The sequence below is a fragment of the Pacificibacter sp. genome (assembly GCF_039769035.1).
Lineage (GTDB): Bacteria > Pseudomonadota > Alphaproteobacteria > Rhodobacterales > Rhodobacteraceae > Celeribacter.
Genome location: NZ_JBDMZG010000102.1, coordinates 1 through 13,822, shown reverse-complemented (window position 1 = coordinate 13,822; position 13,822 = coordinate 1). Strand labels below are relative to the sequence as shown.

13 protein-coding genes are annotated in these 13,822 nt (G+C 54.5%); 5 read left to right on the top strand and 8 right to left on the bottom strand.

Annotated elements, in window-relative coordinates:
- Together ABF287_RS09360 and aspS are read right to left on the bottom strand one after the other, a co-directional pair.
- Nucleotides 1-182, bottom strand: a 182-nt coding sequence (locus ABF287_RS09360) for a hypothetical protein (RefSeq protein WP_347184744.1), incomplete at its 3' end; no start/stop codon positions are given.
- A gap of 12 nt (nucleotides 183-194) precedes the next feature.
- The gene (aspS, locus tag ABF287_RS09355) at nucleotides 195-1,973 is read right to left on the bottom strand and encodes an aspartate--tRNA ligase (RefSeq protein WP_347184743.1); all 1,779 of its coding nucleotides are present in this window, start codon (nucleotides 1,971-1,973) and stop codon (nucleotides 195-197) included.
- 432 nt (nucleotides 1,974-2,405) lie between these two features.
- Here aspS and carB point away from each other — a divergent pair, with 432 nt between their 5' ends.
- From carB to ABF287_RS09340, 3 genes are all read left to right on the top strand, one after another.
- Nucleotides 2,406-5,687 carry a carbamoyl-phosphate synthase large subunit gene (carB, locus tag ABF287_RS09350; protein WP_347184742.1) on the top strand — a complete coding sequence of 1,094 codons (3,282 nt, stop codon included), beginning with the start codon at nucleotides 2,406-2,408 and terminating at the stop codon, nucleotides 5,685-5,687.
- A gap of 237 nt (nucleotides 5,688-5,924) precedes the next feature.
- On the top strand, nucleotides 5,925-6,566 hold the full coding sequence (locus tag ABF287_RS09345; RefSeq protein WP_347184741.1) for a hypothetical protein: 642 nt from the start codon (nucleotides 5,925-5,927) through the stop codon (nucleotides 6,564-6,566).
- 400 nt (nucleotides 6,567-6,966) lie between these two features.
- Nucleotides 6,967-8,286 (top strand): DEAD/DEAH box helicase, encoded by a 1,320-nt coding sequence (locus tag ABF287_RS09340; RefSeq protein ID WP_347184740.1) that lies wholly within the window; start codon nucleotides 6,967-6,969, stop codon nucleotides 8,284-8,286.
- Nucleotides 8,287-8,359: 73 nt separating this feature from the next.
- Here ABF287_RS09340 and ABF287_RS09335 read toward each other — a convergent pair whose 3' ends face one another.
- A complete protein-coding gene (locus tag ABF287_RS09335; protein WP_347184739.1) occupies nucleotides 8,360-8,821 on the bottom strand; it encodes a hypothetical protein in 462 nt (153 codons plus the stop codon).
- Between the two features lie 357 nt (nucleotides 8,822-9,178).
- Between ABF287_RS09335 and ABF287_RS09330 the strand changes: the two genes are divergently transcribed.
- Nucleotides 9,179-9,769 carry a thymidine kinase gene (locus tag ABF287_RS09330; protein WP_347184738.1) on the top strand — a complete coding sequence of 197 codons (591 nt, stop codon included), beginning with the start codon at nucleotides 9,179-9,181 and terminating at the stop codon, nucleotides 9,767-9,769.
- Between the two features lie 67 nt (nucleotides 9,770-9,836).
- Here ABF287_RS09330 and ABF287_RS09325 read toward each other — a convergent pair whose 3' ends face one another.
- The 5 genes from ABF287_RS09325 to ABF287_RS09305 form a co-directional block, all read right to left on the bottom strand.
- On the bottom strand, nucleotides 9,837-10,781 hold the full coding sequence (locus ABF287_RS09325; protein WP_347184737.1) for a D-glycerate dehydrogenase: 945 nt from the start codon (nucleotides 10,779-10,781) through the stop codon (nucleotides 9,837-9,839).
- Nucleotides 10,778-11,131 carry a tRNA-binding protein gene (locus ABF287_RS09320; protein ID WP_347184736.1) on the bottom strand — a complete coding sequence of 118 codons (354 nt, stop codon included), beginning with the start codon at nucleotides 11,129-11,131 and terminating at the stop codon, nucleotides 10,778-10,780. The genes ABF287_RS09325 and ABF287_RS09320 overlap by 4 nt, the downstream gene beginning before the upstream one ends.
- Nucleotides 11,128-11,934: a pyrroline-5-carboxylate reductase gene (gene proC / locus ABF287_RS09315; protein WP_347184735.1), complete on the bottom strand. Its 807-nt coding sequence runs from the start codon at nucleotides 11,932-11,934 to the stop codon at nucleotides 11,128-11,130. Before proC ends, ABF287_RS09320 begins: the two co-directional genes overlap by 4 nt.
- A gap of 109 nt (nucleotides 11,935-12,043) precedes the next feature.
- Nucleotides 12,044-12,544, bottom strand: a complete 501-nt coding sequence (locus ABF287_RS09310) for a YbjN domain-containing protein (protein ID WP_347184734.1) — start codon at nucleotides 12,542-12,544, stop codon at nucleotides 12,044-12,046.
- Nucleotides 12,545-12,907: 363 nt separating this feature from the next.
- The gene (locus tag ABF287_RS09305; RefSeq protein WP_347184733.1) at nucleotides 12,908-13,177 is read right to left on the bottom strand and encodes an accessory factor UbiK family protein; all 270 of its coding nucleotides are present in this window, start codon (nucleotides 13,175-13,177) and stop codon (nucleotides 12,908-12,910) included.
- Between the two features lie 154 nt (nucleotides 13,178-13,331).
- Here ABF287_RS09305 and lgt point away from each other — a divergent pair.
- Nucleotides 13,332-13,822: prolipoprotein diacylglyceryl transferase (gene lgt, locus ABF287_RS09300; RefSeq protein WP_347184745.1), on the top strand; the 491-nt coding region annotated here is incomplete at its 3' end.

The window sequence follows — 13,822 nt, the reverse complement described above, 5'->3', positions numbered from 1 at the left end:
GGTCCGACATCGCGCGCATCACCGGATTGGTTCAAAAACGCATCGACCAAAAACGCGCCATCTAAGCGCAAGCTGATGCAGCGCCTTCGGCGTTGGACGATCTGGAAAATGCGGCAAGTCACAGGCCACAACGGGCGCATAAGAAAAGGCGCGGAGTTGCCCCCGCGCCCATTCAAATTCAAGATCGCCCGCCCTTAGTCTTCGGCAGGGATCGTCCGCAAGTGCAACTCACGCAGCTGTTCGTTCATAGGCTCGTTTGGCGCGCCCATCATCAAATCTTCTGCGCGTTGGTTCATTGGGAACAAGATCACTTCGCGGATGTTGGCTTCATCAGCCAAAAGCATCACAGCGCGGTCGATCCCCATCGCACAACCACCGTGGGGCGGCGCACCGTATTGGAACGCGTTGACCATGCCACCGAAGCGCTTGTTAACCTCTTCTGGCGGGTAGCCAGCAATTTCAAACGCTTTGTACATGATTTCAGGCGAGTGGTTGCGCACCGCGCCAGAGACCAATTCATAGCCGTTACACGCCAAGTCATACTGGTAGCCAAGCACTTCAAGCGGATCACCGTTGAGCGCTTCCATGCCGCCTTGTGGCATTGAGAACGGGTTGTGTTCGAAGTCGATTTTGCCGGTTTCTTCGTCTTTTTCGTAGATTGGGAAATCGACGATCCAAGCGAATTGGAAGCTGTCTTTGTCTGTGAGTTTGAGTTCCTCACCGATCACATTGCGCGCACGGCCCGCAACAGATTCGAACGCTTTCGGTTTGCCGCCCAAGAAGAACGCCGCATCACCAAGGCCAAGACCAAGTTGCTGACGAATAGCTTCTGTGCGCTCTGGACCGATGTTTTTGGCCAATGGGCCAGCGGCCTCAAGGCCTTCGCCTTGGTCACGCCAGAAGATGTAGCCCATGCCAGGCAGACCTTCTTGTTGCGCGAATTTGTTCATGCGGTCACAGAATTTGCGTGAGCCACCTTTTGGCGCAGGAATTGCACGGATTTCAGTGCCTTCTTGCTCAAGCAATTTGGCGAAGATGGCAAAACCTGATCCTGCGAAGTGCTCGGACACAACTTGCATTTTGATCGGGTTGCGCAGGTCTGGCTTGTCAGAACCGTACCAAAGAGCCGCGTCTTTGTAAGAAATCTGTGGCCAGTCTTTGTTGACCGGACGACCTTTGCCGAACTTTTCAAACATGCCGCCGATGACCGGCTCAACAGTGTCGAAAATGTCCTGCTGCGTGACGTAGCTCATTTCCACATCGAGTTGGTAGAAGTCGGTGGGCGAACGATCAGCGCGCGGGTCTTCGTCGCGGAAACAGGGCGCGATTTGGAAGTATTTATCAAAGCCAGAGACCATAAGAAGCTGTTTGAACTGCTGTGGCGCCTGTGGCAGCGCGTAAAATTTACCAGGGTGCAAACGCGATGGCACGAGGAAGTCACGTGCGCCTTCAGGTGAAGAGGCTGTGATAATCGGCGTTTGGAATTCGTTGAAGTCCTTGGCCCACATACGTTCGCGCAGGTCTTTCACAACGTCGGAACGCAGCTTCATGTTGTTTTGCAGCTTTTCACGGCGCAGATCGAGGTAGCGGTATTTCAAACGCGTTTCTTCAGGGTACTCTTGATCGCCGAACACCATCAAAGGCAGTTCGTCAGAGGCGCCCAGAACTTCGAGGTCGCGAATGAAGACTTCGATTTCGCCGGTTGGCAATTTGTCGTTCACAAGGCTCTCATCACGCGCCATGACGTTGCCGTCGATGCGGATACACCATTCAGAGCGGACTTTTTCCATGTCTTTAAACACGGGGCTGTCAGGGTCACACAGCACCTGCGTGATGCCGTAGTGATCGCGCAAATCGATGAACAAAATGCCGCCATGATCGCGGATACGGTGAACCCAGCCAGAAAGGCGGACAGTTTCGCCCACATTGGCCTTGGTGAGATCGGCGCAGGTATGGCTACGATAAGCGTGCATAATTCGGAATCCTTAGGTCTTGGACTAATATTTAGCCGTCGCGCTGATACACCGTTCTGAGCCGAGAAAGTCAAGCCTTGCGGGGGCGATCAGTGCCCTATCTGCTGCAATTCGCGTGTCCCAGCCCTCTTGGCCCGTGAAAACACCCCAAAGTATCGGGCAAAGCCAAGAATCACCGCCTGCAATCCGTCACGGCTTTGGTCTGCATATTTTGCGATTTGCCCGCGAAATCCGCGCGTCGTTTGCTTAAATCGCCCACGGCACGCCCGTATTTGCGGCCCATGCAATAAACACCAAAAAGAATCTCAATGGTTTGCAGGAAAAGCCCACCGCAGCCCCTTGCGCATAGGCCGCGCATCCCTATAACTCACGACAATTTGCTTTCACCGTCTTGTGCGGTGGATTGCGCCTGCAAAAATACTGGGGTCTGCCATGCCTAAAAGAACCGACATCTCCTCCATCATGATCATTGGCGCGGGACCGATTGTTATCGGCCAAGCCTGTGAGTTTGATTATTCTGGTGCACAAGCCTGTAAGGCACTGCGCGAAGAAGGCTACCGTGTCATTCTGGTGAACTCCAACCCTGCGACCATCATGACCGACCCTGGCCTCGCCGATGCAACATACATCGAGCCGATCACAGCCGAAGTTGTCGCCAAGATTATCGAAAAAGAACGCCCCGATGCGTTGCTGCCCACCATGGGTGGCCAAACAGGTCTGAACACAGCGCTTGAGCTGGACGACTTGGGCGTTTTGGAAAAATTCAACGTGGAACTGATTGGTGCGAAACGCGCCGCGATCGAAATGGCAGAAGATCGCAAATTGTTCCGTGAAGCGATGGATCGTTTGGGCATTGAAAACCCGAAAGCGGAAATCGTTGCAGCGCCCAAAGGCGAAGACGGCAAATACGATATCGCAGCCGGCATGAAAGACGCCTTTGCGGTGCTCGAAGAAATCGGTCTGCCGGCTATTATTCGCCCTGCCTTCACCTTGGGTGGCACAGGTGGCGGTGTTGCTTACAACCGTGATGACTACGAACACTTCTGTCGCTCCGGTTTGGAAGCGTCCCCGATGGCGCAGATCCTTGTGGACGAAAGCCTGCTGGGTTGGAAAGAATACGAGATGGAAGTGGTCCGCGACACAGCCGACAACGCCATCATCGTCTGTTCCATTGAAAACGTCGACCCGATGGGCGTGCACACGGGCGACTCTGTCACTGTGGCCCCTGCGCTGACATTGACCGACAAAGAATACCAACTGATGCGCACCCATTCGATCAACGTGTTGCGTGAGATCGGCGTTGAAACAGGCGGCTCCAACGTGCAGTGGTCTGTGAACCCAGCTGACGGCCGCATGGTTGTAATCGAAATGAACCCACGCGTGTCACGCTCTTCTGCGCTGGCCTCAAAAGCGACCGGTTTCCCGATTGCCAAAATCGCTGCCAAGCTCGCAGTTGGCTACACATTGGATGAGCTCGACAACGACATCACCAAAGTGACGCCAGCATCGTTCGAGCCCACAATCGACTACGTTGTCACCAAGATCCCGCGCTTTGCGTTCGAGAAATTCGCAGGCTCTGAGCCGAACCTGTCCACTGCTATGAAATCTGTGGGCGAGGTCATGGCGATTGGCCGTACCTTCCACGAATCCATGCAAAAAGCTTTGGCGTCGATGGAAACTGGCCTGTCTGGCTTTGACGAGATTGAAATCGACGGCGCACCTGAAAAATCTGCCGTGATCAAAGCGTTGTCCAAAGCCACTCCGGATCGTTTGCGCGTCATCGCCCAAGCGATGCGTTTCGGTCTGACCAACGACGAAATTCACGCCGCGAACTCATACGACCCTTGGTTCCTTGAGCGCATCCGCGAAATCATCGAGGCCGAAGCTGTGATCCGCAAAGACGGCCTGCCCGTTTCAGAAGACGGTTTGCGCAACGTCAAGATGCTCGGCTTTACAGATGCGCGCCTTGCGACACTCACAGGTCGCGATGAGGCCAACATCCGCCGTGCACGCCGCAACTTGGGCGTCAACGCAGTGTTCAAACGCATCGACACCTGTGCGGCTGAATTCGAAGCGCAAACACCTTACATGTACTCCACTTACGAGTCCCCAATGATGGGCGACGTCGAATGTGAAGCACGTCCATCAGATCGCAAAAAAGTGGTGATCTTGGGCGGCGGTCCGAACCGCATCGGCCAAGGCATCGAGTTCGATTACTGCTGTTGTCACGCTTGTTTCTCGCTCACCGATCAGGGCTATGAGACAATCATGATCAACTGTAACCCCGAAACAGTGTCCACCGACTACGACACCTCGGATCGCTTGTATTTTGAGCCGCTGACATTCGAACACGTGATGGAAATCCTGCGCGTTGAGCAAGACAACGGCACATTGCACGGTGTGATCGTTCAGTTCGGTGGTCAAACCCCACTGAAACTCGCCAACGCTTTGGAAGCTGAAGGCATTCCGATCTTGGGCACCTCGCCTGACGCCATCGATTTGGCTGAAGACCGTGAGCGTTTCCAAGACCTCGTGAACCGCCTTGAGTTGAAACAGCCGAAAAACGGCATCGCTTCTACAGATGCGGAAGCCATTGAAATCGCAGCGGAGATCGGCTTCCCGCTGGTCATTCGCCCCTCCTACGTTCTGGGTGGTCGTGCGATGGAAATCGTGCGCGATATGGACCAGTTGAAACGCTACATTTCATCCGCCGTTGTCGTTTCTGGCGACAGCCCAGTGCTCTTGGACAGCTACCTGTCCGGCGCGGTTGAGATCGACGTGGATGCGCTTTGCGACGGCACCGACGTACATGTTGCGGGCATCATGCAGCACATCGAAGAAGCGGGCGTGCACTCTGGTGACTCCGCGTGTTCCTTGCCGCCATATTCCCTGTCTGAAGACATCATCGCCGAGCTGCACCGTCAAACCCGCGCCTTGGCGCTGTCTTTGAACGTTGTCGGCCTGATGAACATCCAGTTCGCAGTGAAAGACAATGAAATCTACCTGATCGAGGTGAACCCACGCGCTTCACGCACCGTGCCTTTCGTGGCCAAGGCTGTGAATTCACCAATCGCGTCTATCGCGGCGCGCGTTATGGCGGGTGAAAAGCTCAACACCTTTGATCTGGTCGACAGCTCCAAAACCGGTCGTTTCGCGGTGAAAGAAGCGGTTCTGCCGTTTGCGCGTTTCCCTGGTGTGGACACGATCCTTGGGCCAGAAATGCGCTCCACAGGTGAGGTCATGGGCTCTGACAAAACCTTCGCACGCGCCTTCTTGAAAGCACAGCTTGGCGCTGGCACGGTTCTGCCTGAGACTGGCAAAGTCTTCTTGTCGATCAAAGACATGGACAAAACCGACGCCATGATCGAAGCCGTCACAACGCTGACAGACCTTGGGTTTGAAATCGTCGCCACACGCGGCACGGCCGCTTTCCTGAAAGACAATGACGTGACCAGCACGGTTGTGAACAAAGTCTACGAAGGCCGCCCGAACATCGTCGATATGCTCAAAAACGACGACATCGCGCTGGTGCTCAACACCACCGAGGGGGCACAGGCCGTCGAAGACAGCCGCGAAATCCGCAAAGTCGCGCTCTACGACAAAATCCCCTACTTCACCACAGCCGCCGGCGCACACGCTGCGGCCATGGCCATGAAATCACGTGGCGAAGGCGAGATCGAAGTGGAAAGCTTGCAAGAGCAGGCTGCATCGTAAACAAGCCGCGCAACACGATTTGACTATGGGCATCCTTCGGGGTGCCCATTTTCGTTTGGGGTATTCGATTGCACGGACGAATGCTCAGTCAGATGATGTTGTTGATAAATGTCCGTCATTTTTGCTTAGAAGCGTACTCACCTGACCTCGGATACTGCACACCATCGTTTCCAGCGTTTCGTGCAGGACGATTTATCTACTGTAGCCAAGTCAGACATTTCAGTGTCTACTCGTGGAATGAAAAAAATCATTTCTCGCTTCCTTGTCGTCGCTTCACCCTTTTTGGTGTCAGGTTGCGCAGAGGTTGTCATCGCAGCAGCCCCAGTCCCTGCCATTGCCGTGGGTTTAGCGGTTGAGCTTGTCAATACGCCGAAACAGCCGGTAGCGGTTGTGGACAGGTCAGGTAAACCTCTCGCGGGCACGTTGGCTGCCCCTGTGGATGAGGCAAAGACCTACCGAGTGGCGGAAAACGCCGTGGTATGTACCGGCCGCTTCCCAACTCCGAAATCCAAGAACATCGGTAGAATAAAAACAAAATGTTCCAATGGGCTTATCGGGCAGGTCCGGTTTTCGGCAACCATACCCTACAGCAACTTTGAACTCGCAGGGTCTGTGTTGGGATCACCGGCCTATGAAGACGTGCATACCCTTGAGTGCAACGGCAAACTGTCACTCAGGCCTCCAGTCGCGCCGTTCTTGATCCAGTGTTTTGACATTGCCTCACAGCCAACCGTACGCCCAACCTTGCTTGGCAACGGCACTTACAATGAATACGAGAAATCAGAAACGCGCCTTGGCGCCGCAGCGGTAAGACGCCTAAACGATGATGAATCAGAGCTAAGAGTTTGGATAAACCCGCCCGTGGAAAAAACAAACTAGACCGCAACATAAAGCTGCCCAGATAGCCTTCCTTCAACCTGCGTTAAAGAGCACGCATGAGCATTTCGCCGCAGCTTATCTGTGAGATGTCATTGCTTGTCGCCCTCAACGTACTTCGCACCCGCAGCGAAAAACCTTGACTCACGGCCCGTCGAGGCCCATACGCCCCCTATCGACATCCTATGCTGCCGCGTGAGCAGCCGCTCTGAGCTATGCTCCGCGCCGCAGGTGTCAATATCGGGCAGTACGCTGCCCATGGTTCCCACAGTCACGCAAGGGGTCCGGCAGGATAACGCGGTGCGCGCGATGCGCATTGACGGAGACCTTTCCTGCGACCTGATAAAACGCTCCTTTTGGGGCGTTCTTTTTGCGTGTGGGTTCTTCTCACAGAAAGAGATACATGACTGATTTTACAATGCTCGGCCTCAAGCCGCGCCTTTTGACTATGCTCAACCAAATGGGCCTCAAAGAGCCTACCCCAATCCAAGCCCGTGCCATCCCAGAAGTGATGAACGGCCGCGACGTGATGGGTTTGGCGCAAACAGGCACGGGCAAAACGCTCGCTTTTGGCCTGCCTTTGATGGACCAGCTTTTGGGTGCGGGCACAAAACCGAACGCGAAAACAACACGCGCTTTGATCTTGGCCCCGACCCGCGAGTTGGTGAACCAGATCGCTGACAGCCTGTTCCCGTTCATGAAAGACACACATCTGAAAATCAACCGCGTGGTTGGTGGTGTGTCGATCAACGCACAAGTCAAACGCCTTGAGCGCGGCACAGACGTTTTGGTCGCCACTCCTGGTCGTTTGATGGACCTTATTGATCGTCGCGCCATCCGTTTGGACGAGACATCGTTCTTGGTGCTGGACGAAGCTGACCAAATGCTCGACATGGGTTTCATCCATGCCTTGCGCAAATTGGTGCCGATGTTGGCGAAAGAGCGTCAAACGATGCTGTTTTCTGCCACGATGAACAAGCACATGAACGAAATGGCGCAAAGCTATTTGACGTCACCAGTGCGCATCGAGGTGTCCCCTGCGGGCAAAGCGGCCGACAAAATCACCCAAGAGGTGCACTATGTTGGTCAATCTGACAAACCTGAGCTGCTGAAAAAGCACCTGTCCGAGCACAAAGGCGAATTGGCTTTGGTCTTCGCGCGCACGAAACATGGCGCAGAGCGGATGTCCAAACAGTTGGAAGCGGCAGGGTTTAAATCCGGCTCCATCCACGGCAACAAATCCCAAGGCCAACGTGAACGCACATTGAAAATGGCGCGTGACGGCAAATTGGATGTGTTGGTTGCGACAGATGTTGCGGCCCGCGGCATCGACATTCCTTTGGTGCGCTACGTCTACAACTACGAATTGCCAAACGTGCCTGAAAACTATGTGCACCGTATTGGTCGCACAGCGCGTGCGGGACGTGATGGCAAGGCCGTGGCCTTCTGTTCACCAGCTGAGTTGGGCGAATTCCGCGCCATCGAGAAAGTGATGAAAATCACTATTCCTGTGGCGACACCGGCCTCTTGGTCTGATGATGCCGCAATGCCTGGTCCGAAACGTGGCGGCGGCGGCAATCGTCGTGGCGGCGGCGGTGGCGGTGGTCAACGCCGTGGTGGCGGCGGTGGCGGCTTTAACAAGTCCGGTGGCGGACGTCCCGGTGGCGGTGCCAAATCTGGCAAGCCTGGTGGCGGCAACCGTCGTCGCAAAGCATCGGCGTAACAGCCTAAAATACAAAACGGCGTCTCAATCGAGACGCCGTTTTTGTTTCTTAACCTGACAAAACAAGCAAACCTTAGGTCGCTTCGTCTTCCAAATGCATCTTCATCGACATCAGAACTTGTTGCAGCTCAAGCGTTTCGCGCAACAGGCGCTTGGCCTCATTGATGGTGATGATGCCATCTTCCATGGAGGCGGTGTATTCGCCCATCAACATGGCAAAGCGTTGAGACAAAGCGATAACGTCGTTGTTCACGCCCCCTTCAACGTCCTTGGAATTCTTCTTTGCCGAATTGTACGACATCGTGATCCCGCGCAATTCGGCCAAAGCAGACGTCACATGCGGATAGCTTGAGGCCGCTTCAAGCTGCGCAACAGCGTCCACTGGCATAAAGCGATCAGCGTGTTCCTCAGCTGTAGAATAGTATCGCCCCAAGGTGGCTTTCGACTTTCCAGTCAACGCACAAGCCGCTTCAAGCCCAACGTCTTTGACAAGAGCCTCAGCGTGTTTTTTAAGATAATTGCCTGCAGCATCCATCTTTAACCTCGATCCAATATCAAAAGGATTCCCGCTGGGGGGAATTCTCACTCGCATTTCCCATTATCAATTTATCTACCACATGGCAAAACCATGACAACCTGATGTTACGGGGTTTATGAGTTTTGGCAGCTGTTTTGCCAATAGGTGCTGGTCGGGTGGAAGTTTTGTGTGGTTGCGGCCACAGGTTTAGTTCGAGTTACGAGTATTGATCTTGCGTCCCTCATCCCAATTGTCCGTAAGGACGACACGAGATCGTTTAAGTTTTCCAGTTACAAAACTTCTACCCACCACATCCGATAAATTTTTCATCCCACACTCTTGATCACGCCGCCCACATTGGGCACACCCTGATCTATGGCTAAACTTTATTTTCAGTATTCGACGATGAACGCCGGTAAATCGACGTTGTTGCTGCAAGCATCGCACAACTATCGCGAACGCGGCATGGACACGTATTTGATCACGGCGCAGTTCGACAACCGTGCTGGCGAAGGGCGGATTGCCTCGCGGATTGGCATTGGCGAAGCCGCTGATACCTTTGCTGAGGGCGAAGATTTATTCGCAAAAATCCAAGCCCGCTTGGAAAAATCACATGTCGATTGCATTTTTATCGACGAGGCACAGTTCTTGTCCAAAGCCCAAGTTTGGCAATTGGCGCGTGCTGTCGATGATCTGGGCGTGCCAATCATGGCCTACGGCTTGCGCCTTGATTTTCAAGGAAACCTCTTTCCTGGCTCTGCTGCCCTTCTGGCGCTTGCAGATGAAATGCGCGAAGTGCGCACGATCTGTCACTGCGGAAAAAAAGCCACGATGGTGATCCGCACGGCCGAAGACGGTACAGTGCTGACGGCGGGCGCACAGGTCGAGATTGGCGGCAACGAACGCTATGTCTCGTTGTGCCGCAGACATTGGCGCAGTGAGACCGGCGATCAGACGCCAGAGTAACGTTTGGTCAGACAGGCGCCGAGCGCCTTAAAATTGGTCGAATTTGTAACGCTGCGTCACAAATGGCTCACACAGCGTTTGGCAAGGGTTTCGCTTGAGCAAAGGCGACCAAATTGTCGAACGCCATGAACCCCATAGATTCGCGAACCTCCAAAGCAGCGGTTCCAAGGTGCGGCAACAAGCTGCAATTTGGTAAATCGATCAACGCTTGGGGCACTGATGGCTCTTTTTCGTACACATCCAAGCCTGCGCCTGCGATCTGCCCCGTGCTGAGTGCATCGATCAAAGCCGCTTCCTCAACGATATCGCCGCGCGCAATATTCACCAAAATGGCATGCGATTGCATGTTCTTAAGAGTGTCCGCATTGATCAGATGATGGGTCTCAGGCGTTGCAGGCACCGCCAAAACCACAACATCAGCCCGCTGCATCACCGCATCAATACTGTCGAGTTGCTCGCATGGCACGTCGAACGCTGGCACCGATGAGCGGTTAAAGAACACGACATCCATGCCAAAACCGAAATGGCTGCGCTTGGCGATGGCTTTGCCAATCCGCCCCATGCCGATCACACCTAGCGTTTTGCCAGTCAGATGCATGCCCAACAATTGCGTCGGTGCCCAGCCGGTCCACTGGCCTGCACGCAGCATCGCTTCGCCTTCTGAGGCGCGCCGCGCTGTCATCAGCATCAACGTCAAAGCGATATCCGCTGTCGCATCTGTCACCGCACCTGGGGTGTTGCTGACCTGAAGGCCTGCCCCCTTGGCAGCCGCCACATCGATATGATTGTAGCCGACACCAAAGTTGGCCAAGACCTTGCACCGCAGATCGCCTTCAAACGCTTGTGCGCTGAACTGATCACCCAAGGTGGGCAAGATGGCATCATATGTCTGCAAGGCACTGCGCGCCTCGTCGGATGTCATGGGGCGTCCGGCCCGAAAGGTGGTGTCGAACTTCTCACCAATGGCGGCCTCGACGGCATCCGGCAAAGTTTGTGTAACAAGAAGTTTCAATGCAAACGTCCTCCAGTTGGCACAGAAATGGGCAAAGATTGGTCTGGACGGGCCAGCACAACTTCGCCGTCTTCGTCGGGGAAGCCAAGCACAAGCACCTCGGACATGAACTTGCCAATCTGACGGGGTGGGAAATTGACCACGGCCATCACTTGCGTGCCCACAAGCGTCTCGGGCGTGTAATGTGCGGTGATCTGCGCGGATGATTTTTTCTCGCCGATATCGCCGCCAAAATCGATCCAAAGCTTGATCGCAGGCTTGCGGGCCTCTGGGTAAGGCTCGGCGCGTGTGATGACGCCAACGCGCACGTCGACTTTCATAAAATCGTCAAAGGTGATCTCGTCGCTCATTCCGCCAACTCCGCATCACGTTGCACGGCTGCTTTGATCGCACGGTCCAAAAGTGGCGGGAAACCGTCCTCTTCATTCATCAACACGCGCAAGGCTTCAGCGGTGACGCCATTGGGCGAGGTCACATTAATGCGCAACTGCGAGGGCGACTCGTCTGCGTCCTCTGCCAAAGCGCCTGCACCTGCAACGGTGGCCTTGGCCAATTGCAAAGCCATTTCAGCAGGCAGACCCGCCGCCTCACCAGCGGCCGCCATCGCCTCGATCAGATGAAACACATAGGCGGGGCCACAACCTGACACGGCGGTCAGCGCGCGAATTTGGCCTTCATCTTCCAAACGCACCACCTGCCCCACTGCTTGCAACAGCTGATCGGCCAGATCGATTTGCGCCGCACTGGATACCGCATTGCCAACGATGCCCGTAATGCCGCGCCCAATAGCGGCGGGCGTGTTGGGCATGGCGCGAATGATCGGCGTATTGGCCCCCAGCATGTCTTCGTAAGTTTGAATGGTGATGCCAGCCGCCACAGACAAGAACACAGTGTCGCCGTTGCCCAGCGCTTGCAGGCTTGGCAATGCATCGCCCATCATTTGCGGCTTGACCGCGACCAAGACGATGGCCGGATTGCTTGGCAAATCGGTGTTCAAATGCACGCCTGTGCCTTTGAGCCAATCAGATGGGTATGGGTCCAGCACCGTGACCGAGGTGGCGGGCAAACCGTTTGCCAACCAGCCCTTAAGCATCGCCGAGCCCATTTTGCCACATCCCAACAAAACCAAGCCGCGTGTTTTTAGATCATCCATGACCCACTCCAAATTCAAGCAAAAGAAATACCCCCTGAGGGCGTCAGGGGGCAGTGTAACTTGTCTTTGGCGCTGTGCAATGCGAACCCGCAAGGACAGCGAATTTGATTTAAGCGCGCCCGTAAGCTTCGCGGATCGCAACATCCATCGCATCAATTGGCGACCGTTCGGCCCATGCAACCAATTGGAACGCAGGATAGAAACGCTCGGCCGAAGCCACTGCGGAATTGATCATGCGATCGATTTGCTTTTTGCAAGCGACCTGACCGCCATCCAGCAAAAGACCATAACGGTACACCATCAACTTTTGGTCATTCCAATAGGTGAACGAACCCGCCCAGCTTTCATCGTTCGCATAGCTCAAAACTTCGTAGATCTGTGGCAGTCGCTCTTCGGGAGGCTCCATGTCAAAGGTGCAAATCAACCGCAGTGTTTCGTCAAAGTCGGACCAAGCCAACGTGATGGAATAGGTCCGCCACTGGCCAACAACTGCCATGGCAATTTGGTCATCTGTGACGCGGTCAAAATCCCAATCATGTGAAACAGCCATGGTTTCAACAAGGTCAATGGGGTGAAGATCTTCTGTGTAGGACGATTCGTTCAGCGACATGTGCAGCCTCGCTTTCATTATCGTCTTTGGTTCTGCGGCGCTGCTCAACACCACTACCAAGACTAGGTGCCTGATCTATGGGCGGCGGATATTTTGCCGATCCATACTAGATATGGTGTGACGAAAGGGCGGAGCTGTAAAGCAAAACTTTCACGTTATCCCCAGCAATCGTGCTTACCCACAGGTAAACAGCGCAAATCACCGTATCAGCCGAGTTATCCACAAGGCTTTGACAAAATTAGAAAAATCAGGAATTTCGCAATATCGTGGATCTAGCAAACGCCTGCGAAACAGGCAAGTTTGGAATTTCCAACAAAAAAGGGGGCGCAAAACGCCCCCACCTCAAAAATCATCAGCGAAAACTTATGATTTTGTAGATTTTGCTTTGGTCTGAGCTGCCGCTTCCAACGCCTCAAGGCGTGCCGTCAAAGCGATGTTTTCTTCGCGCGCTTTTTGCGCCATCAAACGCACCGCTTCGAATTCGTCACGTGTCACAAAGTCACGATCCGCAAGCCAGCGATCCACCATGCCCTTTAGGGCAGTGTCGGCTTCGTCTTTTGCGCCTTGGGCCACGCCCATAGCATTGGTCATCAGTTGGGAAAAATCGTCGAGAATTTTGTTGCGCGTTTGCATGGGGCTCTCCAGTGCATCGTTTGGCAGGCGCGGGCGGTCAGAGTGTGCCCAGACGCGGTGCGAAGTCGTCGTTTGTTAGTATATGGGGGGAATAGCGGCAAATCACAAGGTTGACTCTCACCCAAATGCCAAGACAGATGCGCGCATGTTTATTTTGCCCGCCGCCATCCGCTTTCCCGATATTTCGCCCGTGCTCTTCACTATTGAGCTGGGCCCTATCAACTTTGCCCTGCATTGGTACGCCTTGGCGTATATCGCGGGCATTCTGATCGCGTGGGGCTTGGCGAAGGCCGCACTTAAAGCAAACCGCTTGTGGCCTGCGGCAACGCCGCCTATGGCGCGCGAGCAATTGGACGATTTGGTGTCGTGGTTGGTGCTGGGCGTTATCGTCGGTGGTCGTCTGGGCTATGTGCTGTTTTACAAGCCAGCGCATTTCCTTGCGAACCCCATCGAAATTCCGATGATTTGGCAAGGCGGCATGGCGTTTCACGGCGGCTTTTTGGGCGTGGCTGTCGCTGCGTTCTTGTATGGGCGTTCGAAAAAACTGCCCCTGTTGTCCTTGGCAGATCTGCTGGCGATGTCCGCACCGGTTGGGTTGCTGTTGGGGCGTATCGCTAACTTTGTGAATGCAGAGCTTTGGGGCCG

Coding starts and splice junctions, on each gene's coding strand:
- carB (WP_347184742.1), top strand. CDS start 2,406: ATGCCTAAAAGAACCGACATCTCCTCCATCATGATCATTGGCGCGGGA.
- aspS (WP_347184743.1), bottom strand. CDS start 1,973: ATGCACGCTTATCGTAGCCATACCTGCGCCGATCTCACCAAGGCCAAT.
- ABF287_RS09305 (WP_347184733.1), bottom strand. CDS start 13,177: ATGCAAACGCGCAACAAAATTCTCGACGATTTTTCCCAACTGATGACC.
- ABF287_RS09330 (WP_347184738.1), top strand. CDS start 9,179: ATGGCTAAACTTTATTTTCAGTATTCGACGATGAACGCCGGTAAATCG.
- ABF287_RS09320 (WP_347184736.1), bottom strand. CDS start 11,131: ATGAGCGACGAGATCACCTTTGACGATTTTATGAAAGTCGACGTGCGC.
- ABF287_RS09335 (WP_347184739.1), bottom strand. CDS start 8,821: ATGGATGCTGCAGGCAATTATCTTAAAAAACACGCTGAGGCTCTTGTC.
- ABF287_RS09345 (WP_347184741.1), top strand. CDS start 5,925: ATGAAAAAAATCATTTCTCGCTTCCTTGTCGTCGCTTCACCCTTTTTG.
- ABF287_RS09310 (WP_347184734.1), bottom strand. CDS start 12,544: ATGTCGCTGAACGAATCGTCCTACACAGAAGATCTTCACCCCATTGAC.
- ABF287_RS09340 (WP_347184740.1), top strand. CDS start 6,967: ATGACTGATTTTACAATGCTCGGCCTCAAGCCGCGCCTTTTGACTATG.
- proC (WP_347184735.1), bottom strand. CDS start 11,934: ATGGATGATCTAAAAACACGCGGCTTGGTTTTGTTGGGATGTGGCAAA.